The following is a 24117-nucleotide window of genomic DNA, read 5'->3' as shown; positions in this document are numbered from 1 at the left end:
TCAGTTTACGTCTGATTGCGGCTTCGCCTTAACGCTTAAAAGGAGTTAGTAAAAGTGAAAAAAATCAGTTTGCAGATGCCCTATGGACAAAATGAGATATCTTTTACCATTCCTTTTAATAGCTTGGTAGCTATTCTAAGACCTACCTTTAGTATGAAAGTAAATAATCCATTAGAAGAAATAATCTATGCACTTGAACATCCTGTGGGGTGTCCCCCTTTAAAAGATTTAATTTCACCAGGGAAAAATGTGGTCCTCCTTTGCGACGACAACACCCGCCTCACGCCAGCTAATCTCATTGTTCCCATCATTCTCAGGGAATTAGCAAGCGGTGGCGTACGCAAGGAAAATATTAAGATCCTCATGGCTTTGGGAACCCACCGACCTATGACCCTGGGAGAATTGCAACAAAAATTGGGTGCCGAAGTATTAGGGCAGGTAGAAGTAATAAACCATGACTTCCGCAACCCGATGGCTCTCTATGATTTCGGCCTTACGGCCAACGGTACGCCGGTAAAGGTAAATCGCTTAGTTCTTGAAGCAGATGTTGTTATTGGCATCGGTAGTATCGTTCCCCACCACATCCCCGGTTACAGTGGCGGGGCAAAAATCGTCCAGCCCGGGATTTGTGGTGAAGATACTACAGCGGCCACCCATTTATTGAGTGTGCGGACCCGGCGTAACATGCTGGGGATGGTGGAAAATAAAGTACGGGAAGAAATGGAGGCTATAGCTGATAAAGCGGGAGTAAAGTACGTGTTTAATACGATTTTGGACCCCCGAGGGCGAGTGGTTAAAGCCTTCTTCGGCGATATCCGCCAGGCCTTCCGAGCCGGGGTGGAGATCAGCCGGCAGGTTTACGGTATCCCGGCGCCGGGTCGTACGCCTATTGTCTTAGCCAGTTCCCATCCTTGCGACATTGAATTCTGGCAAGCCCATAAGACATTATATCCGTGCGACATGCTGGTAGAAGAGGGAGGGACAATTATTATCGTCACCCCCTGCCCGGAAGGAGTGGCGGTCACCCACCCGGAGATGCTGGAATTTGCCGGCCAGAGCCCGGAGGATATTGACGCCCAGATTGAGGAGGGGATTATAAAGGATAAGGTAGCCGGGGCCCTGGCCCTGGCCTGGGCCAAGGTGCGGCAGCATGCCGAGGTTTGCCTGGTTTCAGATGGTATAAAAGCCGAAGTGGCGGCTAAACTCGGATTTAAGCACGCTGATACTGTAGAAGAAGCCCTGGACCGGGCCTGGGCGCGGTTGGGAAAAGGAGCCGGGGTAACAGTATTAACCCATGGAGCTGATACATTGCCCCTGTTGCCGGAAGATGGCTAAAATGTGGCCAACTCCCAGAAGGTGGAGTTGGCTACTTTTTTTGCATATACGTCATTCTTAATACTTCTTGACATCTGCGCTGTAATGCTGTATGCTGTAAATAGCGAGGTGATGGACATGGAGTACAAATATCGCACCCAGCTTTACCTGGATGAAGAACAGTATCAATTTTTAAAGGAGCGTGCCGCCAGCTATAATACCAGCATGGCTGAGGTAGTTCGGCAATTGATAGCTAAAGAACAAAACAAACAGGAAGAGATCGACCCTGAGGACCCTATTTTTCACCTGGGGCAGAGAAGTATTTCCACCGGACGCAGCGATGGCTCGGTAAATCATGACCGGTATATTTACAGGCAATGCTGTGGGGACAGGTAACATGCAGCAACAGCAGTTGAGGAAAAAGGAATTTCTATTTATTGATACTTCAGCCTGGATAGCTCTTTATGATAACGACGATCTTCATCACCGGTCTGCAGTGAATTTTTTTACCCCTGATAACTTGCGGGACTACAGGCTTATCCCTGTAACTACGAACTTTGTTTTTGCTGAAGTTTATGCCTATTTCTGCCGGAATAATAGTGCGGCTATTGCAATAGGAAAGTCGTTAAAGGCGAGTAAAATCCTTAGAATTGTACGGGTAGAGGAAGCGGATGAAGTAAAAGCCTGGGAAATAGCGCAAATGCATGCTGATAAAGGTTTTAGTTATACAGATTGTACCAGCTTCGCCGTTATGCAGAGATTGAACTGCCGCCAGGCTTTTACTTTTGACAATCATTTCCGACAGATGGGTTTTGAGGTTTTACCAAAGAGCGAGAAAATAGATGAATAAGGAGATGGCGAGATGGGCAGAACGAGAAAAATGCGCCGGCGCGAGCGTCGTTATCACAGGCTGCTGACATTAATTGAAGAACTGTACGAAAACCAAAGGTCGATGATAGCTGTTTTAGGCGAACATATGGTAAAAATACGTACGCTGTCCAGGCAGTTAGCAGCCATACGCGAGGAGAAAAAATCCGGACAAGAGGGAACCAATGAAAATAGTTAGCTTTATTTTAAGAATGACCGCTCCGTATCAATCTCTAGATGGACAGGCCAACTAAGAATTGCTAAAATAAGGATAAAGCGCTGGCAATTGGGAGAGATGGAGATAATGGAGGAAAAAATTGATGCCCTTTATGGGCTGGTACAGCAGATAGCTATAGAGCTTAAGCAGACCAGACAGGAGCTTAATACAACAAGAGGGGAACTCACGGAGCAGATTAATGGTGTACGGGAAGAACTCACGGAGCAAATTACCGGGGTACAAGAAGAACTGCGCGGGGAGATTGCCGGCGTCAGGGGAGAACTGTTGGAGAAGCTCACAGGAGTTCGTGAGGAACTTCAGGAGCAGATCGCCGGCGTACGGGAAGAACTCACGGAGCAGATTAATGGTGTACGAGAAGAACTCACGGAGCAGATTACCGGGGTACAAGAAGAACTGCGCGGGGAGATAACAAACGTCCGGAAAGAGCTGCGTGGGGAAATAACCAATGTCAGGGAAGAGTTGCGCGTGGAGATTGCCGGCGTCAGGGAAGAACTGCGCGGGGAGATTGCCGGTACCCGGACGGAACTGGGCGCTCAGGTTACAGATGTCCGCAATGAGCTCCACAACACTCGGCAAGAGCTTGGCGCTCAGATTACAGGCGTCCGGGAGGAACTTTATGATACCAGGCGAGATCTTACAGATAGGCTCAACAGGATGGAGCAGCGGCTGAACGCCACTTTTAATCAGGTCGGCATGCTGAGCGAATTCCGGGTGGAAGTCCTGCACAAACTGGAGGAGCTGGGGGAAAGCCAGAATTCAATGTCAGCCATGCTGGGGGAGCATGATATTAAAATTCGCAACTTATCTAGCAAGCTGTCCAAATTACAGTTAAATATTTTAAGGAGGTCCGGTTAGATGCAGTGGTTAGGCCATGCGAGTTTTTACCTGGAAACCCCGGCGGGGGTGCGGCTGGTGACCGACCCTTATGGACCACAGGTTTCACCAGCGGCACCGGTGGTCACAGCTGACGTGGTGACCATATCCCACGAGCACTTTGACCACAATTACCTGGATAATATAAAGGGTAACCCGGAAATTTGGCGGGGTTTGACACCGGATGGAGATTGGGCTAAAGTTAATCGTACCTTCAAAGATGTCCATGCTTATACCGTACCTACATATCACGATGAGGCAGCCGGGGCCAAACGAGGTAAAAATGCCGTTTTCGTTCTGGAAATAGGGAATCTGCGCCTGGCCCACCTTGGTGATCTGGGACATGTTCTGGGTGATGAACAGGTGCAGAGAATTGGCCGGGTGGATGTATTGATGATCCCTGTGGGCGGGTACTTTACCATTGACGCCGGCCAGGCCTGGCAGGTGGTGGCGGCACTAAAGCCGCGGGTAGTCCTGCCCATGCATTACCTGGTTCCGGGCATGCAGGGTTTCCCCATTGCCGGGGTTGAGGAATTTACGGCCGGCCGGTCCAATGTACGCCGCTTCGGGGAGGGGAAAATCGACCTGCGGGCCGAGAGTTTGCCGCAGGAAACGGAAGTCTGGGTTCTGGCGGCCAGCCAGCCGCGGGTTTAAAATAAGGGATTTAACCTGATAGAGGATATGCCTCCAGATCCCCACCGTTGGATTCGTTATTTCCCAACGGTGGGGATTTATATTTATATACCACTTGATCTTTACAGGGAAAATGTTAGAATGAAAATAACGGCAGACAAAAGGGAGGCGATTATGTGGAACAATTACGTACGACAGTTAGGATGCCGGCAGAGCTGCTCAAAGCTATTGAAGCAGTACGGGACCCAGAAGAGTTTCCGACCTTAAGTGATTTTGTGCGCAGGGCAGTTGAGAAATATGTTCGGGAATTAAGGCGGGCAAAGATCGCGGCAGAGTGCAAGCGGCTGGCAGAAGGAGAAAACCTGGTTACCCTTGTCGAAGCTGATCTGGCTGATTATGCAGGGCGTATGGAGCAGGCTGAAAGGGGTGAACTCTGATGCCCGGTGAAGTACCACGCCCGGGGGACATTTTTAGGGTAAGCCTGGAGGGAACCGGCCACGTCTTGCGAGGACCGCATTACGGGGTAGTGGTTTCCGATGAACCCTTCAACTACCTTTCGACGATAGTTATCGTACCACTTTCTTCCGGGGCTAAACCTGCTTCCTTCCGGCCAGAAATATCTTTGCACGGAAAGGTAACCAGGGCCCTGCCGGATCAGCTCCGGGCCGTGGATAAACACCGGCTCAAAGAATACCAGGGCAGTGTGGCAGGCACTTCCTTTTTTTATACCCTGCAAGAGGCGCTTAGGGAGCTGCTTGCCTTATGAAGAAAGAAAAAGATCGACGCGGCTTAGCTGCCAAAAGTGGCGCTTCCACAGAAAATGGCCCTTCCTACCTTACCGTGGCCCGGGAAGCCGTAGTCGAACTTAAAATTGAGCGTTCCCGCTTCATTGGCCATGTCTGCGAAGTAGATAGTGAGGCGGCGGCCAGGGAATTTATTGCCCGCATCCAGGCCGAGCATCGCCAGGCGACCCATAATTGTTTTGCCTACCGGCTGGGGACAGGGAAGCAAGAAATAACCTATTACAGCGATGCCGGCGAGCCCAGCGGTACAGCCGGGCGGCCAATTTTAGGCGCCATTACCAGCCTGGGCCTGACCAACGTGGCGGTAGTGGTGACCCGTTATTTTGGCGGCAAAAAGTTGGGGGTGCGGGGGCTCATCGAGGCCTACGGCCAGGCGGCGCGCCGGGTCCTGGAAGAGGCGGGGAGCATCCAGCGGGTCGTGACCCGCGAGCTGGAAGTAACCTGCAGTTATGCCGAGCTGGACCGGTTGCTCTACCAGGTTCACAGCCACGGCGGGAAAGTGGTAGAAACGGACTACGACAGCGAGGTCCGGTTAAAGGTTGCCGTGCCCGTCTCAGCATGGGAGAAAATGCAAGCACTGCTCGAGAAAAGGTAATTGACCCAGTACCTTATCAAGGCTGCCGACATTAGTTTTCAATACGGTTTGCCTATGGCTGATGCCATATTTTACACTGTGACCAGCATGTATGGGAGTCAAATAGTGACAAGCGATAAGCACTCTAAAGGCCTGGAGATGGTAATTATTTGGACGGCTACCCATGATGCTTTAAATGAATGGGACCCCAGCAACGGTGCCCTTTTTTTCTTTAATCCTGCCACAGCCACTAGTGCCTGGATCTGGACGCGGCCCCAGATAACCCGGATTGGGGTCAAGTCGCTACGAACCAGTGGGGCTGGCCAAGTTACCCCGCAGGCTCTTCCATAAATGATAAAGAGCGCTCTGGGTAGACTGCCACTTGATGTTTTCCCGTTCACCGACAAAAAGCTCCCGTTGTACTTCTACCTTTCCCTGGATATCCAACCCTATATAAACCAACCCTACCGGTTTAGCCGGGGTGCCGCCGCCGGGGCCGGCAATGCCCGTAATGCCAACGCCGATATCCGCTGCAAAAGCCCGGCGTACGCCCCGGGCCATGGCGGCGGCAACTTCGGGGCTGACGGCACCATGAGCGGCCAGGGTTTCCTCCTCTACTCCAAGAAACTTTATTTTAGCTGCATTACTGTAAGCAACCATGCCGCCCAGGAAGTAATCGGAACTCCCGGGGATATTGGTTACCCGGTGGGCCAGCAGGCCCCCGGTACAGGATTCCGCTATGGCCAGGGTCAGGCGTCGCTTTGCGAGGATGGCGCCGACGACCCCTTCCAGGGTATCATCGTCGCTGCCAAAGAGATGCTCACCCAGGCGTTCCCGGATGGCTGTTTCCAAGGGCCGTATTAATTCCCGGGCTTGTTCGGCGCTGCCGGCCCGGGCTGTCAGGCGTAAGGTTACCTCGCCGGGCGCGGCCAGGGGTGCCAGGGTGGGGTTGTCGCCGTGGAACAGGTCTTTAATGGCTTCTTCCACCGCAGATTCTCCCATCCCGACAATCTTCAGCACCCGGGAAAAGATAACCTCCCGTCGGGCACCGTAGGGTTCCAGCAGGGGCAAGAGCCGGTCCGCCACCATGGGTTCAAACTCCCGCGGTGGTCCCGGCAATAAAGCATAGATCTTGCCCTCATGTTCCAGGAAAACACCGGCTGCCGTGCCATAGGGGTTATTCAGGGCCCGGGCTCCGGCCGGGAGCAGGGCCTGCTTCAGGTTGCTGGACGGCATGGGTCGCTGGCGGGCGGCAAAATAACGGATGACGTTTTCCCGGGCGGCCGGGTCTTCCACCAGGGGTAAATTCAAGGCTGCGGCCAGGGCCTCGCGGGAGAGGTCGTCTTCCGTCGGTCCCAGGCCGCCGCTGACGATGATCAGGTCGGCCCGCCGGCGGGCGTTATCGATAGCTTCACGGATGCGCTCCAGGTTGTCGCCGACTACCACCTGGCGGTAAAGGCTGATGCCGGCCGCTGCCAGCTGCCGGCTCAAATAGGCGGCATTGGTATTGATTATCTGGCCCAGGAGCATTTCCGTACCGGTGAAAATGGCTTCAGCGAGCAAAGGAAACCTCCTCCCAAATTAAAAGAGCGCCCAGGTACTGGCGCTTAAAGTTTAATGGACAGTTTCAGCAGTTGCACTTGTGGGTCCGTGTTCCGCGGCGGTGCCCAGATTATTGACGGCAGTTACTAGGAAACCCAGGACCAACCAAGCGGCCAGGAAAAGTACTATTTGCCACTTTTTCATATTGCCCCCCAACCTTTCTGTGTTGCAGCTTTCACTCCCGCCAACAAGTATACCAGAGGCTTTTACCAGTTGCAATGGCAGGAATGCGGCTATATAATGCTGGTTGAAAGAAACTTTTGTTCCAACACAAGTTATTCTTATGGTGTGAGTAAATTTCTTAAGTTTTTCTTAGCTTGTCTTAAACATTTTTTTAAATTTCTATTTTATAATTATCCCAGGAAGAAAGGATAGGAGGTATGAAAAATGTGGCAGCACTCAGGTAGAGCTAGAATCACCGTCCTGGCGGTTTTATTAATCTTCCTGGCCGGGGTGGCGGCAACAGTAGGTTTTTACCAGATCACCGGAGCGGCGGCCGGAACCCAGCAGCCCTTATATCAGCACGCAGTGGCTGCCAGCGACGCGGTATCAGCCAGCATCCCGGCGGGACTGGGGCCGGAGGCTATTGCTGACATTGTGGATAAAGCCGGCCCGGCAGTGGTGCGCATCGATACGATTACGGAGACGCGGGTGGCCAGCCCCTTTAACGACCCCTTTTTCCGGCAGTTTTTTGGCGACCAGTTTGATATCGGTCCCCAGGAACAGCGCGGGCTGGGTTCGGGTTTCATTATTTCCCCGGACGGCTATATCCTGACCAATCAGCACGTCATTGACGGAGCCAAGCAGGTCAAAGTAACCGTTGTTGGTTATGATAAACCCTTTAATGCCAAGGTAGTGGGCGCCGATGCCCCCCTGGACCTGGCTGTCCTGAAAATCGATACCGGCAAGCCGTTACCTTATCTAACCCTCGGTGATGCCAATAAGGTTCGCGTTGGTGAATGGGCCATCGCCATCGGCAACCCCGATGGCCTGGACCATACAGTAACGGTGGGCGTTATCAGTGCCAAGGGCCGGCCCATCGATGTCCAGGACCGACATTATGAAAACCTGCTGCAGACAGATGCTTCTATTAACCCCGGCAACAGCGGTGGCCCCCTGCTAAACCTCAAGGGTGAAGTGATTGGTATCAATACCGCCGTTAACGCCAGCGCCCAGGGGATCGGTTTTGCTATCCCCAGCAGCACAGTACAGCCGGTCCTTAATGACCTGATGAATAAAGGCAAAATTGCCCGGCCCTGGCTGGGAGTAGCCTTGGCCACGGTCACGCCGGATATAGCCGAAATGCTGGGCCTGCAGACTGCCGAAGGGGCCCTGGTGGGTCAGGTAGAGGCCGGCAGCCCGGCGGCGAGGGCGGGTATTCAGAAATATGACGTGATCTTGCAGCTGGATGGCCAAAAGATAAAGGATGCCAGTGATCTGGTAAATAAAGTCCAGGCCCTGAAGATCGGCCAGCAGGTGCAGCTCCAGGTCTTCCGCCGCGGCCAGCTGCTGGATATCAGCGTTGTCCTGGGCGAAAAGCCGAGCCAGTAAGCGTCCAATCACAGGTGACGCCAGGTAGAAAGGCAGAGGTTAGAAAAAAGGAAGCCATGTGGCCCAGAAAGGCCGGGTTAGACGGCACCATTCAGCGTGGTCCGGACGACTGAAACCCCGGGAGTGATTTCTCCCCGGGGATTTTTATTTTTCTTACAGGCGGTAGTGTCTTTCGGACCATGGCTATTTTCGCCGCCAGGGCAGGCGCAGGCGCAAAAACAGGGGCGCCAGGGCCGGACGGGAGATAAAAAACGGCCGTGAAGGGGAAAAAGGCCGCGGGTTCGGCCGGGGAAGGGGTGACGGTTCTACCCTGCCCAGGACGCTGTGGTGGCGGCTGTAAGCAAAATAAACCACCAGCCCCAGAGCCATCCAGATGGCGAAACGGATCCAGGTTAAACGGGGTAGGTTGAAGAAAAGGTAAAGGGCAAAGGCCATGGTCAAAAGGGACGTCCAGGGCATGAAGGGTACTTTAAAGGGCCGTTCCAAATCGGGCCGGGTGCGCCTTAAAATGAGTACACCCAGGGAAACGATGAAAAAGGCCGACAGGGTACCGACATTGGCCAGCTCGGCGATAAGGCCAATGGGCAGCAGGCCGCCGATGAGAGCGATAAAGGTACCGACGACTATGGTTGTCAGCCAGGGAGTATGGTAGCGGTGGTGGACCCGGGCAAAAAAGGGGGGCAAGAGGCCATCGCGGCCCATGGCCATAAAGACCCGGCTCTGGGCAAAGATGGTTACCAGGAGGACGCTGGTCAAACCGGCCAGGGCGCCAGTGCCGACAATTAGCGAGGCACCCCTCACACCGGCAGCCAGAAGACCGGTAGTTACCGGGGAGGGGGTATTGAGCTGGGTGTAGCTTACCAGGCCGGTCAGGACTATAGTTACGGCGATATATAATAAGGTAGAGATGGCCAGGGAGCCGATGATCCCCCGGGGCAGGTCTTTACTGGGGTGGCGCACTTCTTCGGCCGCCGTAGAAACAGCGTCAAAGCCGATATAGGCAAAGAAGATAATGGCTGCACCGTGGATGACACCGGGGATGCCAAAAGGGAGAAAAGGACGCCAGTTGGCCGGGTTAAGCCGGGGAATGCCCAGTGCCAGGAAGGCCAGGATTACCAGGATTTTGATGGCTACGATAATTTTGTTAGTCCTGGCGCTGGTAGTTGTGCCCCTTATGGCTACCAGGGTCATGAGGGCGGTAATGAGGATGGCCGGCAAATTAATGAGGCCGCCGCTGGCAGGAGAATTTACCAGGACCGCAGGCAGGGCAATCCCCACGGACCTTAGCATATCAGTGAAATAACCGCTCCAGCCGGCAGCCACCGCCCCCGAGGCTACCATGTACTCCAGGATCAGGTTCCAGCCGATAATCCAGGCAATAATTTCACCTAAAGAAGCATAGGCATATGTATAGGCGCTCCCGGCCACCGGGATCATGGCGGCCATTTCGGCGTAGACCAGGGCCGCCAGCCCGGCGGTAATGCCGGAGAGGATAAAGGAAAAGACCAGGGCCGGGCCGGCATAATTGGCCGCCGCTACTCCAGTCAGGACAAAAATACCAGAGCCGATTATAGCTCCTACTCCCAGGGCGATTAATTCCGGCGTGCCAATACTACGTTTTAACTTTTCATTGTCCCGGCCTTCCTGCATAAAGTCTTTAATGCTTTTAGTCCGCCAGATACTCACCCGGCTCCCCCCTTAAAAAGTGCTTAAACTTATTATGCACCTGACCTTTTTGCCTATGCGTGTGGCAGGAGAAAGGGTGGTGTTGTCGAAATAAAGGGCAAGGCGGTGAAGCGATGCCCAAAAAGATCCTCACCGGTGCCCTTATTGGCCTGCTGGCCCTGGTCATTTTTTCCGGCCCGGCAGCAGTGCCGGGGCCAATTCAATCCCTGCCGGAGATCATTGTTAAAGAGATCACATTTAAAGAGGTGGTCCTGGACCCGCCACCCCTGGAAGCAGGGGGGCATATACTGGTATCGGCGGGAGATTTTTTACCCCTGGCCGGCGGCAGTGCCGACTGGTACAAGAACAGGGGTATTTTACGGGGAAGCAAAGGAGCTGCCGTAGCCGCCGGCAGCCTGGCAGCCGAGGTCGATGGAGTACCCCGGCGGCTTGACGTGGCCCCGGTCCTGGTAGACGATAAGCTTTACATACCCTTAAACCTGGCTCTGGAGGTACTGGGACTGCCTGACGCCGGCAGAATGGGAGCTGCTCCAGAGCAGGAAAGTACTGATATACGCCTCCCTCCCCTCAAGGGTCGGGCCGGCCTGCATTTCCGTTATTATCCCGTGTATGACCTTCAGGCCAGGTACGATCCTGCCAGGGGGCAGCTTGCAGGTGAACTCCTCCTGGCTTACCAAAATCCTTATCTTGTACCTCTGCGGAAACTATATTTCAATCTCCCGGCCAATGCTCAGTATGGTAATGGAGCGAAATTAACAGTTAGCAGGGTTTATATAAATAACCGGCCCGTTCCCTTCAATTCCCGGGGTAGTTCCCTGGAAATATTCCTGCCCTTGAACCTCGCTCCCCGGGAAACCCTTTTCCTCTCCCTTTCCTTCACTACCCAGGTACCGCCAGGGGCAGCGCGCCTGAGCCGCAACGGGGACCTCCTGATGGCAGCCGGCTGGTACCCAATCCTTGCCCCGCGTACCGGCGATACCTGGACAGGGGTTGCCGGTACATCCTACGGTGACCCATATTTTGCCGCTGATGCTTATTACCGGGTGCGCCTGGCTATGCCCCCCGGTTACCAGGTCCTGGCCAGTGCCCGGGAAACAGGGCGGCAGGAAGAGGGTGATTGGACCGTCTGGACCTTTAACAGCGAGTACCCCATCCGGGAATTTGCCTTTACGGCCGCTCCTGACTTGCAGTTTACCACCCGCCAGGTGGGAACGGTCCAATTGGTGACAGCCGCCCGGGATGAGCAGGCAGCGGCCGCCCTGGAGGCAGCCGGCCGGGCTTTAGAATTTTTCCAGGCAATTTATGGACCCTATCCCTACAGCTACCTGCACCTGGCTTTTGTCCCCCTGGATAACCTGGCCGGCATGGAATACCCGGGCTTTATTATTTTAAGTAACCGCAAAAATTATAGTCCTGCTACCGTTGTCCATGAGGTTGCCCACCAGTGGTGGTACAACTTGGTGGGGAACGATAGCATCCATGCGGCCTGGATTGACGAAGGCCTGGCCGAGTACAGCACTCTCCTTTTTTACCGCCAGCGCGATCCGGTCCTTTACCAGGCTAAACTGGCCGAGATCGGGCGCCTGGCGGAACAGACAGCTCAACCTATTAACTTATCCCTTGAGGAATATGGTAATGAGCAGGTCTACCGCCAGGCCGTCTATAACCGGGGAGCCATATTCTGGTTGGAGCTGGAAGCTGTCGCCGGTACAGCCAGGCTCCAGCAGGCCCTGGCTTATGTCCAACGTTATTACCGCTATGAAATCGTCCCTCCGCAAGCTATGATTGCTATTCTTACATATTATGGCAAACTGGCGGCAGCCAATTTTACGTCATATTTACGGAACTAACGGCCCTGAAAAACGTCTAATAAAGTAGAAAGTACTGCATGAAAAAAAGCGGGCAGGAGGGGCGAACCGGTATGAGCCAGGCAGGTAAATTTGTGGTGGGGCACTGGCCCTGGGTGGCCAGGATTGGCAGGTACCCGCGGGCGGTCTGGCCGGTTGCGTTGCTGCAGCTGGGGTACCTGGTGGTAATAGCTGCTTTAATGGCGGTTGTAACCACCATTGGCGGTGCCGGCTGGCTTCAGTCTGGAACTGCCGGGCCGGAGATAAGCTCCCCGCCTTCTCCAGAACATTACCAGATGGCCGGTGGCGATCCGGGAATGTCTATCGCCCCTGTTGAACCCGTGGCTATACCGCCACCCCCACCCCGGCCGGCGCCGGCCGCCCCGGAGCCGCAGTCCCAACGCGGGCTCCAGCCTCTGCGCCAGGTACCGGGGGCCGGCCGCCGGGTGGCCCTGACCTTTGACGACGGCCCTTTTCCCCGGTGGACAGGACGTTATTTAGCCGTACTGGCAGCTACCAGAACCCAGGCCACTTTCTTTATGGTCGGGCGACAGGCTGAAGCCCACCCGGAGCTGGTCAGGGCAGCCCTGGAAGGCGGCCACGAAATAGCCAGCCACTCCTGGCGTCATGCCAACCTGGGAAAGGTGACCCGGGCTGAAGCTGAGGCCGACCTCCGCAAGGCGGCTGCCGCCCTGGAGAAAATAAGCGGCCGGCCGGTAAAATATTTCCGTCCCCCTTATGGCGCCATGGGACCCAATTTGCTGGCTGCAGCAGCCGGGCTGGGCACCCCAACAGTTACCTGGAGCGTAGATCCCCGTGACTGGTCCAATCCCGGCCCCGGGGCCATCGTCCAGCACGTCCTGGCTAATGTCCGGGATGGCGGCATTATCCTCCTTCATGAAGGCCGTCCCGGCACCTTGGTGGCCCTGCCGCTCCTGATTAAGGGGTTACGGGATAAAGGCTATGAACTGGTAACCATATCCGAGCTGATAGCCCGGGGCGAAAAAACCGGTAATAGTACTACTGCCGTGGAAAGCCAATAGGAGAACTTCTTAATTGGTATATCTTGCATAATAATGGCTTCCTGCGTTATAATTAAGGCGAAAATAGAAAAAATTCCCCGAAAAGGCAAACCTGCCGAAAGGCAGGGGCGCAAAGCTACAGGGTCTAAAGCCCGGCTACGGGCCAGGACAGCCAGTTGCCGCGGGTGGGACGGGGCTACCCAGGGGGTAGCTTTTATTATTTATTAACCAACCGGAGGAGGGGTTTCCATTTATGCGTTTGCACTTATTTAAAAAGAAAGGCCGGGCAGGGCAACCGGCGGGTCAAGAGCCGCCCGGATTACCCCGCCCGGTAAAGGCCCGGGTAGGTTTTTTCAGCCGCTGGCGGCTGGGAAGGAAATTAACAGCCGGCTTTATCCTTATCATTATGATTTTTGTTGCCGTAGTGGTCTATGTCAATTTTAATCTCCAGCAGGTAGACCGGCTTTCCCGGGAAGTAACCCTGGCCCATGAGCAGAACATGCTCTTTACCGAGATGACCAACGCCGTGTGGGATGCCTACCGCCGGGCCACCGATTACATAATCAATGGTTCCCAGACCCATGTGGCGGCCTTTGACGACGCCATGAAGCGTTTCAATGACGCCCGCGCCCGGCTGGAACAACAACAACTCGACAGCCAGGTGGCCGGGTATCTCGCGGCCATGACCCAGGCTGCCAAGAGTTTTACCGATACCTTCAAGAACAGCATCGTCAACACCAGCCAGGAAGACCGCATGGCGGCCCTGCCTATTTTGAGTTTCCAGATGGGGGCCTCCCTGGATAACATCAACAATATCGCCAACCACATGGCCAAAGGAATGATCGATAAAAACACCCTAGCCGAAAACCGGCTAACGGCCGCTGTGACGGGAGCGCGGGCAGTACTGGTAAGCGGCCTTCTCCTGGCTCTGATTCTGGGGCTGCTGGTAGCATGGTTTATCAGGCGCATGGTCGGTAAATCCCTGGGCCAGGTAGCTGCCTACGCTACGCGGATCGCCGGCGGTGATCTCACTGCCGAACCCCTTCAAGTTATAACCAACGATGAGGTGGGCAAGCTGGCCGCTGCTTTTAACACTATGGGAGAAAACCTGCGCCAGCTTATCGGCCAGGTGCGGGAGATGACTAACCAGGTGGCCGCGGCCAGCCAGGACCTGGCCCGCATGTCCCAGGAGCTGGGGGACGCCGCCCGCCAGGTGGCCGCCACCACCCAGGAAATGGCCAAAGGCGCCGAAGACCAGGCCCAGCAGGTCAGCGAGACGGCGGCCGCGACTGACGCCCAGGTGACCAGGGTGGAAGAAGTCCATCGCAACACCGAGGATATGGCAGCCGCCTCCGACCAGGCCGCAGCTAAGGCCAGCGAAGGTGCCCGGGCGGTGGCCGAAGCCACCCAGCAAATGGAGGCCATCTCCATGCGCATGGAAAGCCTGGCCGGGGCTGTAGAGGAGCTCGGAGCCCGTTCCCAGCAGATTGGCCAGATTGTAGGTGTTATCTCCGGCATTGCCGAGCAGACCAATCTCCTGGCCCTGAATGCGGCCATTGAAGCGGCCCGGGCCGGGGAACAGGGACGCGGCTTTGCCGTCGTTGCCGATGAGGTGCGGAAACTGGCCGAGCAGTCGGCCGAAGCCACCAAACAGATTGTCGGCCTGGTGCAGGAGATCCAGCGGGAGACGGAGCGCGTGGTCAACAGCATGGCCGAAGGCTCTAAGGATGTCCGCCAGGGTACGGAAGTGGTGGGCCGTACGGGTATGGCTTTCGCCGCCATTGAACAGTCCATCCAAACCCTGGTAAGCAAGATCAAAAATGTAGCTGTTAAGGCGGAAGAAATGTATGCGGGTTCCCGCCAGGTCAAAGGACGGGTCGAAAGTATAGCCGCCGGTATTGAAGAGATGGCTGCCAGCACCCAGCAGGTTTCCGCTTCCACGGAAGAGCAGACGGCAGCCGTGGACCAGATCAGTCAGGCGGCCCAGCAGCTGGCCGTTGCCGCAGGTAACCTGGAAAAGGCGGTGGCCCGGTTCAAGCTATAATAGTGCCTGTCTACGACTTTTTGCTCCCGCCTCCTGTTTCAGACGCGGGCCTGGAAGGTTTCACACTCGGTATCGCGGTCGTTGTGGGCGCTGGAGGTATTTGGCGTTCCTTGGACGGCCACGGTAATACTGTCGGCGTGGCAGTTGCCGTCCTGCCAGTAGATGCAATTGGCCACCCGGCACTTGACTTGAGGAGGCATATTCATTGCTCCCTCCATTATTTATAATCAGGGCGGGGAAACTCAGTCTGAACGACCGGTTACTCGGAATCAGGTTTTGCCAGCAACTTTAGCCTGGCCAACGGAGATAAAAATATACCTGCTTTTAAAGGAATTTCCCTAGCAATGCAGAATTTACCTGTGAGATAAAGAGGGGTGGGATACTTATGGCAACGGAAACAGCAGCGGAAATCCAGCTGGTTGTTTTCCAGCTGGCCAGTGAAACTTACGGCGTTGATATTAACCACGTCCAGGAAATCATCCGCATGCAAAACATTACCCAGATTCCTAGGACCCCGGCTTTTATCGAAGGGGTAATCAACTTACGCGGCCGCATCATCCCGGTGATTGATCTCCATAAACGCTTTGATCTGCCACGGGCCGACATCACGAATAATACCAGGATTATGGTGGTGGAACTGGGGCGGGTGACGGTGGGCATGATTGTCGATTCCGTTTCTGAAGTGTTGCGCCTGCCGGCTACCAGCATTGAGCCGCCTCCTCCCATGATAAGCGGCATTGATGTAGCCTATCTCAAGGGTGTGGGCAAGTGGAATGAGCGGCTGATTATCCTCCTGGATCTAGAGCGGGTGCTGCGTGAGAGCGAGCAGCGCCAGCTGGAGCAGGAAATAGCTGCCGGAGTGGATGCAAGATGAGCGAGCTGGACATGTCTCAGTACCTGGGTATTTTCCTCGATGAAGCCGGGGAGCAGCTCCAACAGCTGGATGAAGCCATTGTCAAGCTGGAGCAAACCCCCGATGACCTTGACCTGCTAAACACTATCTTCCGGGCGGCCCATACCCTGAAGGGATCTTCTGCCTCCATGGGTTTTAACCGCCTGGCCACCCTCACCCATCGCATGGAAAACGTGCTAGAACTCTTACGCCAGGGGAAGCTCTCCGTTTCCCGGGAGATCATTGACATCCTCCTGGCCAGCCTGGATAGACTGCGGCTGTTAAAAGACAGCATTGCTGCCGGCAACGGAGAAGAGGGCGAGGTAGAAGATATAGTTGCCCGCCTGGAAGCCGTTCTGTCCGACCAGGCGGGAGCCAGTCGTCGGGAAAAGGCACCTGGCGGCGAGGCCCTCACCCTCGACGATGTTGAGGAGAATGTCATCCGCGCAGCTCAGGTGAAAGGGTTTCAGCCTTATGAGATCCGGGTGCAGCTCGAAGAAGGTTGCCAGATGAAGGCGGCCCGGGCTTACCTGGTATTCAACAATCTCAAGGACGCCGGTGAGATTATCAAAAGCGTCCCCCATACCCAGGACCTGGAAGCCGAAAAATTTGACGATACTTTTACCCTGCTCATTGTCAGCCGGGAAGATGCCGACACCCTGGCCAATATCGTCAAGTCTATATCAGAAATTAAAGATGTAACGGTGCGGCCTATCGTCCTCGCGGATGAACATGAGGCGGCAGCGGCCGTCCCTGCCGCCGACAAGGGCATGGATGCGCCTGGCGCCAGGGCTAATGGCCGGACAGGGGAGCTGCGCGTCACCCAGACAGTACGGGTAGATGTCCAGCGCCTGGAAAACCTTATGAACCTGGTCGGTGAACTGGTCATTGATCGCACCCGCCTGGCCGAAGTGGGCAACGGGTTAAAAGCCCGCCTGGGCAACGAAGAGCTCCTGGAAACCCTGGAAGAAGTCTCCCTGCACATTGGCCGCATTACTTCCGACCTCCAGGAAGAGATCATGAAAGCGCGCATGTTTCCTATTGACCAGGTCTTCAACCGCTTCCCCCGCATGGTCCGGGATCTGGCCCGGAAGGCCGGCAAAGAGATCGACTTTATTATTGAAGGCCGGGAAACGGAACTGGACCGCACGGTTATTGAGGAAATCGGCGATCCACTCATCCACCTGCTGCGCAACGCCATCGACCACGGCATTGAAGAGCCGGCAGCCAGGCTGAAAGCCGGCAAGCCTCGCCACGGCACGGTTCGCCTGCGGGCCTTCCACCAGGAAAACCAGATTGTCATAACCGTAGAAGACGACGGCGCCGGTATGGACCCGGAAAAGATAAAAGCCAGGGCCGTGGCCAGGGGGCTGATCAGTCGTGAGGCGGCCGCCAGGCTTGGTCCCCGGGAAGCCCTGGATCTCATCTTCCTGCCGGGCCTTTCCACCTCAGATAAGGTCACCGATGTTTCCGGCCGCGGTGTGGGCATGGATATTGTTCGTAACCATCTGGAAAAGATCAACGGTACCATTGACATCCGCACCACTCCTGGCCGGGGGACGTGTTTCACCATAAAGCTGCCCCTGACCCTGGCCATTAACCGTTCCCTCCTGGTCCAGGCCGGCGGGCGAGTCTATGCCTTCCCCCTGGCCAATGTGGTCGAAATTATCAGCATCACCCCGGACGACATCCAGTACGTCCATCGCCAGCAGGTGGTAGTCGTACGCGGCCGGGTGCTTCCCCTCATATACCTGGGTCAAGCCCTGGGCGTGGCCGGGGCTGTACCGGCGGGGGAAAATTATGCCGTAGTTATTGTCGGCCTGGCGGAAAAACAGATCGGCTTTATTGTCGACAACCTTATCGGCGAGCAGGAGATTGTCATCAAGTCCCTGGGGAATTTTATCGGTAAGATACCGGGCATTGCCGGGGCCACCATCATGGGCGACGGCAGCGTGGCCCTGATCTTGGATGTCCGCAGCCTGGTGAATGACCTGGGGGTGGAGGCTAGCCGTGAACTGGCCAGTTAAGGTACTGGTCGTTGACGATTCCGCCTTTAGCCGGCGGTTGCTGATTGACATCTTAAAAGCTGACCCCGGCATCCAGGTAGTGGGTTATGCCCGTAACGGCAGGGAAGCCCTGGAAAAAGTCGCTTCCCTGCAGCCCCAGGTGGTAACCCTGGACCTGGAAATGCCGGTCATGGACGGCCTGACGACACTGAAAAACCTAATGGCCAGCACTCCGGTGGCCGTCATCATGCTCTCCGCCCATACGGCTGCCGGGGCTGAAGTGACCATTCAAGCCCTGGAGCTGGGTGCCGTAGATTTTGTCCTGAAACCGGTAAAACCCGGAGACATAAAAGACCTGGCCAGGATCCTGCCGGAAAAAATTAAGGCTGCGGCCAGGGTGCCGCTAGGGCGTCTCTGCCGGGGTAAACCTTGCCGGGAAATTATCCCGGCACCTTTTATTTCTCCCCGGCGGGACAGTGTAGAGGTTGTAGCCATTGGCACCTCCACGGGAGGGCCGGCGGCGCTGCAGCAGATCCTTACTGCCCTGCCCGGCGACCTGCCTGCCGGCATCGTAATTGTACAGCACATGCCCCCTGGTTTTACCGGCCCCCTGGCCCGGCGCTTAAATGAGCTGGCGGCCCTGGAAATCAGGGAAGCGAGGGCAGGGGATGTTGTCCGGCCCGGACTGGCCCTCATTGCCCCGGCAGGTAAACAAATGCTCCTGGAACGGCACGCCGGCAGCGTCCGGGTGCAGCTGGCTGAAGAGGCTGAAGTGCCCACCCTCTTTAAGCCCTCAGTAGACGTGCTCCTGCTCTCCGTGGCCAGGATATACGGCAAAAGGAGCCTGGGGGTGGTACTTACGGGTATGGGGAACGACGGCGTCCGCGGCCTCAAGGCTATTAAGGAGCTGGGCGGTCAGGTTTTAGCCCAGGATGAAGAGACCTGTATCGTCTACGGCATGCCCCGGGCAGCGGTGGAAGCCGGCCTGGCCGATCAGGTCCTGCCCCTGCCGGCCATAGCCGGGGCTATTGTATCCCTGGTTGCGTCACGTCCTTAATTTCCTGTACTTGCACTGGATATTTACCTGTTCCCGGCCGGGTAAAGATCATTGCTAACTTACCGATATAAAACTTATATAAGCTGAAAAACACCAAACAGGGGTGTAAGAGCTTGAAGATTACAGGACAGGGACCGGTAGTATCCTGGAACCGGGTGCGTGCAGCCTACCAGCAGTCTGCCGGCGTTAAAGGGCAGGATCGAGTGGATAAAGCTCCCGCGAGCGCCGACACCGTCCAGCTATCGGCCGGAAGCAAGCTTATCCGGGAATTAAGGACCCACCTGGAGGAAGTAAATGATACCCGGGCCGGCCGGGTAGAAGCCATCCGTGCCGCCGTAGCCGCAGGAACTTATAACGTATCGCTGGAAGAGTTGGCCGGCGCCATCTTGAAGGAGATAGGCCGGTGAGGGAACTGGCAACAGTGTTGCAGGCAGAGCTGGATGTAGTGCGGGAACTGCTGGCAGTTTGCCGGCAGGAGCAGGACGCCTTGGTGGCTGACAATATAACGGCCATCCGGGAAGCAGCCGGGAGAAAAGGAGAATTGGCCCGCCGCCTGGCGGTCCTGGAAGAGGAACGGCAGCAGGTGATGGCCGGCCAGCCTGGTACACAGGAAATAGAAAAACTGCGTGACCTCTTGAGGCAGGCGGTGCGGGAACTCCAGGAAGCCAACGAGACGAACCGCCTGCTGGCGCGTCAGTCCCTGGCTTATGTGCAGAAGATGCTGGCCTTGCTGATGCCGGCGGTCCCTGCTCCCGTTGTCATGGACCGGTTGGTGTAGATAAAGTACTTGCCCCGCATCTTGAGGGCGGGGTTTTGCCGGCTTGGCTGTGATTAGTTCCGTAGTAAAGGGTGAAGAGCAGTGCCAGGAACATTTTTTGGCTTTAACACTGCCCTGCGCGGCATGCAGGCCCAGCAGCGGGGCATTTACACGACTGCCCACAATATCGCCAACGCCAACACCGAGGGCTACACCCGCCAGCGGGTGGTTCTGGCTACCCTGCCAGCCTATCCCGTCCCATCCATGAACCATCCCGGCGGCCAGGGCTGGCAAATCGGCACCGGTGTCGACAGCCAGGAAACTCGCCGTATGCGGGACGAATTTTTAGACACCCAGATCCGCCGGGAAACCGGAACCCTGGGGCAGTGGGAGCAGATCCAGGATGTCTTAGAGCAGGTGGAGATTGTCTTTAACGAGCCTTCAGACACCGGCCTGAGCACTCTGATGAGCCAGTTCTGGGCCGCCTGGCAGGAACTCTCCAAGTACGCCGAAAGTTCCCCCGTAAGGACCACAGTGGTGGAGACAGCTAAAGCCCTGGCGGAGGCCTTTAACCACAGCGCCGCCCAGTTAGAAACGATTAAGAACGATATTGACCAGACTATTGAATTGAAGGTCAAAGAAATAAACTCCCTGGCCCAGCAGATAGCGGATCTAAACGGGCAGATCAAAAATATCGTCACCGTCGGTGACCAGCCAAACGATCTGCTAGATCAAAGGGATTTGTTGCTGGACAGGTTGGGTAAGATGATTGATTTTACTGTTACTACATCTAGTAATGGCACCATTACCATTACATTAGGTGGTGGAGGAAACTTAGTAGAAGAGGTAGATGGCAGTACTACCATTCATAAACTTAAATCTTCAGGTTCAGATGTTAGTTGGGTAGAGGAGGACACTCAACCACCTTTAACTATTTCTAATGGCGAGTTGTTTGGTTTACAAAAGGTCAAGAGTGAAGTAGAAACCTATTTAACAAATCTAGACACTCTGGCCGGCGAACTGGCAACGGCAGTGAATAATGAACATAAAAAAGGTGTGGATTTATCCGGAACAGGAGGAGAAGATTTTTTCGTTGCTGAGGATGGAGGCTCGATTACAGCAGCCAATATCCAAGTAAACCCTAATATTCAAGCTGATGTTACCAAAATTGCAGCAGCAACCGCCGGGGGTGGGCCAGGCGACGGCAGCATTGCCTTGGCCATAGCCCAACTGCAACATAAGTTGATACCAAGTCTTTCCAATGCCACCTTCGACGACTACTACAAAAACTTCACCGCCAAGTTGGGCGTCGACGCCCATGAAGCCGTCCGCATGACCACCAACCAGGGCGTCCTGGTGGACCAGCTAACCAACCGTAAAGAATCCATCTCCGGTGTCTCCCTGGACGAAGAAATGGCTAATATGATCCAGTACCAGCGGGCTTACGAAGCCGCGGCCAGGATGATTACCACCCTGGACGCCATGCTTGATAAAATCATTAACGGCATGGGGGTAACCCGTTAACCGAAGGATAAAAGCGGCAGGTGGACGTATTAAAACACTGCAACCTCTGTCCCCGGGCCTGCGGGGTTAACTGCCTGGCCGGTGAATGCGGTTTTTGCCGGGCCGGAGATCTGCCGAAGGTAGCTAAAGCATTTCTGCACGCTTACGGCTGCCGAATATGAAACAGTCCTCGACTACTTTGAAAACCTTGGCCTTGAAAATGGCTATTATCAGGAGCTAGAGACAGCTACAACGGCCTATATCCCTGAATTTTAAGATTACAGGTTTAAATGGAGTTGCAAAATTTTAGGAGGTGCGCTATACTAAAAGAGCCTCTAAAGAACGTTGGCCTGGCCTACTACTAACTATCTCCCCTGGGATAGCCCTGGTAAGTATGGTACATGCCCGTTAGCTTTAGGGAGACTATCTTGTGGGGAGAAGTAAGATGTTTTATCAGGACAAAACCTTGACCTGCAAAGAATGCGGCAAAGAGTTTATCTTTACGGCCGGCCAGCAGGAATTTTTCGCTGAAAAGGGTTTTACCAACGAACCGTCCCGGTGTCCCGATTGCCGGGCCGCCCGGAAAGCGCGCCAGGGCGGTAGCCAGAGGCGCAACGATTTCCGATCCGGTCCCCGGCAGATGTACAGGGCTATTTGCAGCCAGTGCGGTTCCATTACGGAAGTGCCTTTTGAGCCCCGTGGCGACCGGCCGGTATACTGCCGGGAGTGCTACAACAGCATGAGGGTCAGGAATTACCGTTAGCTTGGGAAGCCTCCGAGGGGCTTTAGATGAAACCCGGCTTGGCACTGAAGCCGGGTTTCGTACTGGTTGTTATCTTTCCAGGATCAGTACCATCTTTCCCGGTTCCAGGGATATATTTTTAAACTTTAAACCATAATCCGGGGGCGGTAAATTCAGGATCAGCTTGTCCCGCGGCAGGAGCTCGGTCCAGGTGGAGGGATCAAGGGGCAGGCCGGCGAAGGCCACATTTTGCGGGGTAAATAGGAGTTGGTGGGGGCCATAAACCTGGAGGGTACCCTGGATCTCAAAATCAGGTCCCGGTATTTTTATAACTTCACCTGGCAGGACCAGGCGGATGTCCCGCAGTTGTGCTTGCGAACCCAGTAGGGTTTTATTGAGGTTTTGCTGGCTGAAGGCAGCTACTACCTCGCCTCGGCCTAAATCAACCTGAATAGAATCCGGCCGTAAGCTTCGCCAGGGCAGGGCTGGCAACTGTTGCAAAAGATATTGCAAAGCCGGCAGGGCTCCGGCCCAGGCTTTCTCCAGGGCCAGCAGGTCCCGGGCCCAGGTGGTATTTTGCTGGCGCAGGGCTTTAAGCTTCTTTTCCTGTTCTTCCTTTAGTGCCGCCAGATTTTTTTGAGCCGCCAGGCAGGCTTCCCGGGCCAGTTGCAGTTCCCTTTCTTTGGCCGCCACCAGGCTGCTTTTTTCCCGGGCTAGGCTGGCCAGGGCCAGGTTATGACGGACGATACCGAAGAAATGACCGGCCAGGTGCTTTAATAATTCCCAGCGGATAAAAAAATCAGGCAAGTTGTTACTTAAAAAAGCGGCCGTTATAAAGGGAGAAGAGCCATAGATGTAAAAAAAGCGTAAACTGCGGCCGAAATCCCGGCGCCCGGCAGCCAGATCAGCCTCCGCCCGGTCCAGTGCGGCCCGGGCAGCCCGCAGCTCTTCCTGGACAATTTCCAGGCGTTTTGCCAGCTCCTGGTTCTCGGCAGTGATCTTTTGTAAGCGCGCGTCCAGGCGCAGGATATCCTGCAGGATACGGCTTTCCTGGTTCTGGCTGTCCTGAAGGCGCTGCCGTAAGGCATCTTTTATATCCACGGCCCCGGAGGCGGGAATATTAACGGCCAATAAAAAAAAGAAGATCGTCAGCCAAACTATCCGGCGGCGCATTGTTTTCCCTCCCGGTTATAATATTCGCCAGGCAAGGGCTAAATCCTGCTGTCGATGGAAAAAGATGTAAAATTTATCCATTAAGTCGACCTTGACAGGCTTATGCGAAAAGATTATAATAAAACCTGCATTGATAGTAAGGGCGTGTAGCTCAGTTGGGAGAGCGCTAGAATCGCACTCTAGAGGCCAGGGGTTCGAATCCCCTCACGTCCACCACAAGGTTTTATAGGGGCGCGTAGCTCAGTGGGAGAGCGCTTGACTCACATTCAAGAGGTCGCAGGTTCAATCCCTGCCGTGCCCACCAGGATAGTTAAGCAGTTTCAAGGGCTTCAAGCATCGTGAACAGCTTCCTGTTAGGAGAAACAGGAAGCTGTTCACATTTTGTTCACCTGCAACCCAGGGCCGGCAGTCATGAGTTGCCGGCTACAGGGGGGCTAAAATATGGGTACCCAACCTGACGAACTGGCTGCTTATTATGCGAAAAAATACCCTTTGACTTTTACCGACGATTATTCAAAAACTGACCCCTTCCTAACCGAGCTTTATAGGGAAGCCTGGCAGGTTGCTGTCCGAGCTGCGGCCATATTAAAAGAGCGATATGGTGCCCAAAAAGTGGTGGCCTTCGGCTCTTTGGTTGATCGATCCCGCTTTTCGCGCTGGTCCGATGTTGACCTGGCGGCGTGGGGCATCCCGGACAACCGGTTCTACGCCGCAGTGGGGGTGGTGACGGGTCTTAGTGAAAAGTTTAAAGTTGACCTAGTTGACCCGGAAGACTGCCGCGCATCTTTACGCAGGGCTATAGAAAGCGAAGGGGTTGAGCTATGAAAAAGAAGTACCTTGCCCTGGTCGGCCGCATCCGAGAGGAGCTCGCTGAAATCCAGCAGGCCGTCGACCGCGCCCGAACAGGATAGGAACGCTATCAACTTACAGGCG

At 55.2% G+C, this 24117-nt stretch carries 26 protein-coding genes, 2 tRNA genes, 1 pseudogene and 1 riboswitch; of the genes and pseudogenes, 25 read left to right on the top strand and 4 right to left on the bottom strand.

The features are described 5' to 3' along the window. Window positions 1–54 precede the first annotated feature (54 nt). The 10 genes and pseudogenes from larA to FLZ89_RS16535 form a co-directional block, all read left to right on the top strand. Window positions 55–1335, top strand: coding sequence for a nickel-dependent lactate racemase (larA, locus tag FLZ89_RS04065; protein WP_253256404.1), 1281 nt, complete (start codon window positions 55–57; stop codon window positions 1333–1335). A 117-nt stretch (window positions 1336–1452) separates the two neighbouring features. Next, complete coding sequence (locus tag FLZ89_RS04060; protein ID WP_062283066.1) at window positions 1453–1710, top strand: CopG family transcriptional regulator; 258 nt, start codon at window positions 1453–1455, stop codon at window positions 1708–1710. After that, window positions 1670–2164, top strand: a complete 495-nt coding sequence (locus tag FLZ89_RS04055; protein ID WP_141304454.1) for a type II toxin-antitoxin system VapC family toxin — start codon at window positions 1670–1672, stop codon at window positions 2162–2164. The genes FLZ89_RS04060 and FLZ89_RS04055 overlap by 41 nt, the downstream gene beginning before the upstream one ends. Window positions 2165–2176: 12 nt before the next feature. Continuing rightward, the gene (locus tag FLZ89_RS04050; protein ID WP_141304453.1) at window positions 2177–2380 is read left to right on the top strand and encodes a hypothetical protein; all 204 of its coding nucleotides are present in this window, start codon (window positions 2177–2179) and stop codon (window positions 2378–2380) included. A gap of 105 nt (window positions 2381–2485) precedes the next feature. Beyond that, window positions 2486–3274 carry a hypothetical protein gene (locus FLZ89_RS04045; RefSeq protein ID WP_141304452.1) on the top strand — a complete coding sequence of 263 codons (789 nt, stop codon included), beginning with the start codon at window positions 2486–2488 and terminating at the stop codon, window positions 3272–3274. Beyond that, window positions 3275–3946 (top strand): MBL fold metallo-hydrolase, encoded by a 672-nt coding sequence (locus tag FLZ89_RS04040; RefSeq protein WP_141263943.1) that lies wholly within the window; start codon window positions 3275–3277, stop codon window positions 3944–3946. A gap of 155 nt (window positions 3947–4101) precedes the next feature. Then, entirely contained in the window at window positions 4102–4362 is a 261-nt protein-coding gene (locus FLZ89_RS16090; RefSeq protein WP_253256403.1) for a ribbon-helix-helix domain-containing protein, read from the top strand. Next, a complete protein-coding gene (locus tag FLZ89_RS04030) occupies window positions 4362–4691 on the top strand; it encodes a type II toxin-antitoxin system PemK/MazF family toxin (protein ID WP_141304451.1) in 330 nt (109 codons plus the stop codon). Before FLZ89_RS16090 ends, FLZ89_RS04030 begins: the two co-directional genes overlap by 1 nt. Continuing rightward, window positions 4688–5323, top strand: a complete 636-nt coding sequence (locus tag FLZ89_RS04025) for an IMPACT family protein (protein ID WP_141304450.1) — start codon at window positions 4688–4690, stop codon at window positions 5321–5323. Before FLZ89_RS04030 ends, FLZ89_RS04025 begins: the two co-directional genes overlap by 4 nt. A gap of 156 nt (window positions 5324–5479) precedes the next feature. After that, window positions 5480–5653 (top strand): annotated as a pseudogene (locus FLZ89_RS16535) (cell wall hydrolase); the annotation flags it as partial. Here FLZ89_RS16535 and FLZ89_RS04015 read toward each other — a convergent pair. Next, window positions 5606–6865 (bottom strand): competence/damage-inducible protein A, encoded by a 1260-nt coding sequence (locus FLZ89_RS04015; RefSeq protein ID WP_141263946.1) that lies wholly within the window; start codon window positions 6863–6865, stop codon window positions 5606–5608. The pseudogene FLZ89_RS16535 and the gene FLZ89_RS04015 overlap by 48 nt on opposite strands. A gap of 426 nt (window positions 6866–7291) precedes the next feature. Between FLZ89_RS04015 and FLZ89_RS04010 the strand changes: the two genes are divergently transcribed. Beyond that, window positions 7292–8455: a trypsin-like peptidase domain-containing protein gene (locus FLZ89_RS04010; protein WP_141304449.1), complete on the top strand. Its 1164-nt coding sequence runs from the start codon at window positions 7292–7294 to the stop codon at window positions 8453–8455. Between the two features lie 183 nt (window positions 8456–8638). Here FLZ89_RS04010 and FLZ89_RS04005 read toward each other — a convergent pair whose 3' ends face one another. After that, complete coding sequence (locus tag FLZ89_RS04005; protein WP_141304448.1) at window positions 8639–10141, bottom strand: amino acid permease; 1503 nt, start codon at window positions 10139–10141, stop codon at window positions 8639–8641. A gap of 113 nt (window positions 10142–10254) precedes the next feature. On the opposite strand from FLZ89_RS04005, the gene FLZ89_RS04000 reads away from it, so the two are divergent. The 3 genes from FLZ89_RS04000 (at window position 10255) to FLZ89_RS16380 (ending at window position 15054) form a co-directional block, all read left to right on the top strand. Then, the gene (locus tag FLZ89_RS04000) at window positions 10255–11991 is read left to right on the top strand and encodes a M1 family aminopeptidase (protein ID WP_141304447.1); all 1737 of its coding nucleotides are present in this window, start codon (window positions 10255–10257) and stop codon (window positions 11989–11991) included. Between the two features lie 71 nt (window positions 11992–12062). Continuing rightward, on the top strand, window positions 12063–13031 hold the full coding sequence (locus FLZ89_RS03995; RefSeq protein WP_141304446.1) for a polysaccharide deacetylase family protein: 969 nt from the start codon (window positions 12063–12065) through the stop codon (window positions 13029–13031). Window positions 13032–13105: 74 nt separating this feature from the next. Then, window positions 13106–13194, top strand: a riboswitch (cyclic di-GMP riboswitch). Window positions 13195–13263: 69 nt separating this feature from the next. Beyond that, window positions 13264–15054 (top strand): methyl-accepting chemotaxis protein, encoded by a 1791-nt coding sequence (locus FLZ89_RS16380; RefSeq protein ID WP_141263951.1) that lies wholly within the window; start codon window positions 13264–13266, stop codon window positions 15052–15054. Window positions 15055–15092: 38 nt separating this feature from the next. Here FLZ89_RS16380 and FLZ89_RS03985 read toward each other — a convergent pair whose 3' ends face one another. Further along, window positions 15093–15254 (bottom strand): DUF1540 domain-containing protein, encoded by a 162-nt coding sequence (locus tag FLZ89_RS03985; RefSeq protein WP_141263952.1) that lies wholly within the window; start codon window positions 15252–15254, stop codon window positions 15093–15095. 185 nt (window positions 15255–15439) lie between these two features. Here FLZ89_RS03985 and FLZ89_RS03980 point away from each other — a divergent pair, with 185 nt between their 5' ends. The 8 genes from FLZ89_RS03980 to FLZ89_RS03945 all read left to right on the top strand — a co-directional run bounded on the left by FLZ89_RS03980 (window position 15440) and on the right by FLZ89_RS03945 (window position 22032). Next, entirely contained in the window at window positions 15440–15928 is a 489-nt protein-coding gene (locus FLZ89_RS03980) for a chemotaxis protein CheW (protein ID WP_141263953.1), read from the top strand. Beyond that, a complete protein-coding gene (locus FLZ89_RS03975; RefSeq protein WP_141304445.1) occupies window positions 15925–17973 on the top strand; it encodes a chemotaxis protein CheA in 2049 nt (682 codons plus the stop codon). Before FLZ89_RS03980 ends, FLZ89_RS03975 begins: the two co-directional genes overlap by 4 nt. After that, window positions 17957–19009: a protein-glutamate methylesterase/protein-glutamine glutaminase gene (locus tag FLZ89_RS03970; RefSeq protein ID WP_216363837.1), complete on the top strand. Its 1053-nt coding sequence runs from the start codon at window positions 17957–17959 to the stop codon at window positions 19007–19009. Before FLZ89_RS03975 ends, FLZ89_RS03970 begins: the two co-directional genes overlap by 17 nt. Before the next feature lie 113 nt (window positions 19010–19122). Next, on the top strand, window positions 19123–19416 hold the full coding sequence (gene flgM / locus FLZ89_RS03965; protein WP_141263956.1) for a flagellar biosynthesis anti-sigma factor FlgM: 294 nt from the start codon (window positions 19123–19125) through the stop codon (window positions 19414–19416). Beyond that, window positions 19413–19787: a flagellar protein FlgN gene (locus FLZ89_RS03960; RefSeq protein ID WP_141304443.1), complete on the top strand. Its 375-nt coding sequence runs from the start codon at window positions 19413–19415 to the stop codon at window positions 19785–19787. Before flgM ends, FLZ89_RS03960 begins: the two co-directional genes overlap by 4 nt. An 81-nt stretch (window positions 19788–19868) precedes the next feature. Continuing rightward, the gene (gene flgK / locus FLZ89_RS03955) at window positions 19869–21290 is read left to right on the top strand and encodes a flagellar hook-associated protein FlgK (protein ID WP_141304442.1); all 1422 of its coding nucleotides are present in this window, start codon (window positions 19869–19871) and stop codon (window positions 21288–21290) included. Between the two features lie 20 nt (window positions 21291–21310). After that, window positions 21311–21451, top strand: coding sequence for a hypothetical protein (locus FLZ89_RS15575; RefSeq protein WP_172613436.1), 141 nt, complete (start codon window positions 21311–21313; stop codon window positions 21449–21451). Between the two features lie 263 nt (window positions 21452–21714). Continuing rightward, complete coding sequence (locus FLZ89_RS03945; protein WP_141263959.1) at window positions 21715–22032, top strand: zinc-ribbon domain containing protein; 318 nt, start codon at window positions 21715–21717, stop codon at window positions 22030–22032. Between the two features lie 69 nt (window positions 22033–22101). On the opposite strand, the gene FLZ89_RS03940 is transcribed toward FLZ89_RS03945, so the two are convergent. Then, window positions 22102–23184 carry a coiled-coil domain-containing protein gene (locus FLZ89_RS03940; protein WP_141304441.1) on the bottom strand — a complete coding sequence of 361 codons (1083 nt, stop codon included), beginning with the start codon at window positions 23182–23184 and terminating at the stop codon, window positions 22102–22104. A gap of 140 nt (window positions 23185–23324) precedes the next feature. On the opposite strand from FLZ89_RS03940, the gene FLZ89_RS03935 reads away from it, so the two are divergent. The 3 genes from FLZ89_RS03935 (at window position 23325) to FLZ89_RS03925 (ending at window position 24009) form a co-directional block, all read left to right on the top strand. Then, a tRNA-Ala gene (locus tag FLZ89_RS03935) sits at window positions 23325–23400 on the top strand. Window positions 23401–23413: 13 nt separating this feature from the next. After that, window positions 23414–23488 (top strand) — tRNA-Val (locus tag FLZ89_RS03930). 137 nt (window positions 23489–23625) lie between these two features. Beyond that, complete coding sequence (locus FLZ89_RS03925) at window positions 23626–24009, top strand: nucleotidyltransferase family protein (protein ID WP_141304440.1); 384 nt, start codon at window positions 23626–23628, stop codon at window positions 24007–24009. Window positions 24010–24117 lie beyond the last annotated feature (108 nt).

The sequence above is a fragment of the Moorella sp. E306M genome, assembly GCF_006538385.1.
In the GTDB taxonomy this organism is placed as follows: domain Bacteria; phylum Bacillota; class DSM-521; order Neomoorellales; family Neomoorellaceae; genus Neomoorella.
The sequence above is the reverse complement of the archived record's forward strand: the minus strand, read 5'-3'. Positions and strand labels throughout refer to the sequence as shown.

Excerpts from the sequence above, each read along its gene's own strand:
- FLZ89_RS04060 (WP_062283066.1), top strand. The coding sequence starts at position 1,453 with ATGGAGTACAAATATCGCACCCAGCTTTACCTGGATGAAGAACAGTAT.
- FLZ89_RS04055 (WP_141304454.1), top strand. The coding sequence starts at position 1,670 with ATGACCGGTATATTTACAGGCAATGCTGTGGGGACAGGTAACATGCAG.
- FLZ89_RS04050 (WP_141304453.1), top strand. The coding sequence starts at position 2,177 with ATGGGCAGAACGAGAAAAATGCGCCGGCGCGAGCGTCGTTATCACAGG.
- FLZ89_RS04045 (WP_141304452.1), top strand. The coding sequence starts at position 2,486 with ATGGAGGAAAAAATTGATGCCCTTTATGGGCTGGTACAGCAGATAGCT.
- FLZ89_RS04040 (WP_141263943.1), top strand. The coding sequence starts at position 3,275 with ATGCAGTGGTTAGGCCATGCGAGTTTTTACCTGGAAACCCCGGCGGGG.
- FLZ89_RS04030 (WP_141304451.1), top strand. The coding sequence starts at position 4,362 with ATGCCCGGTGAAGTACCACGCCCGGGGGACATTTTTAGGGTAAGCCTG.
- FLZ89_RS04025 (WP_141304450.1), top strand. The coding sequence starts at position 4,688 with ATGAAGAAAGAAAAAGATCGACGCGGCTTAGCTGCCAAAAGTGGCGCT.
- FLZ89_RS04010 (WP_141304449.1), top strand. The coding sequence starts at position 7,292 with ATGTGGCAGCACTCAGGTAGAGCTAGAATCACCGTCCTGGCGGTTTTA.
- FLZ89_RS04000 (WP_141304447.1), top strand. The coding sequence starts at position 10,255 with ATGCCCAAAAAGATCCTCACCGGTGCCCTTATTGGCCTGCTGGCCCTG.
- FLZ89_RS03995 (WP_141304446.1), top strand. The coding sequence starts at position 12,063 with ATGAGCCAGGCAGGTAAATTTGTGGTGGGGCACTGGCCCTGGGTGGCC.
- FLZ89_RS16380 (WP_141263951.1), top strand. The coding sequence starts at position 13,264 with ATGCGTTTGCACTTATTTAAAAAGAAAGGCCGGGCAGGGCAACCGGCG.
- FLZ89_RS03985 (WP_141263952.1), bottom strand. The coding sequence starts at position 15,254 with ATGCCTCCTCAAGTCAAGTGCCGGGTGGCCAATTGCATCTACTGGCAG.
- FLZ89_RS03980 (WP_141263953.1), top strand. The coding sequence starts at position 15,440 with ATGGCAACGGAAACAGCAGCGGAAATCCAGCTGGTTGTTTTCCAGCTG.
- FLZ89_RS03975 (WP_141304445.1), top strand. The coding sequence starts at position 15,925 with ATGAGCGAGCTGGACATGTCTCAGTACCTGGGTATTTTCCTCGATGAA.
- FLZ89_RS03945 (WP_141263959.1), top strand. The coding sequence starts at position 21,715 with ATGTTTTATCAGGACAAAACCTTGACCTGCAAAGAATGCGGCAAAGAG.
- FLZ89_RS03940 (WP_141304441.1), bottom strand. The coding sequence starts at position 23,184 with ATGCGCCGCCGGATAGTTTGGCTGACGATCTTCTTTTTTTTATTGGCC.
- FLZ89_RS03925 (WP_141304440.1), top strand. The coding sequence starts at position 23,626 with ATGGGTACCCAACCTGACGAACTGGCTGCTTATTATGCGAAAAAATAC.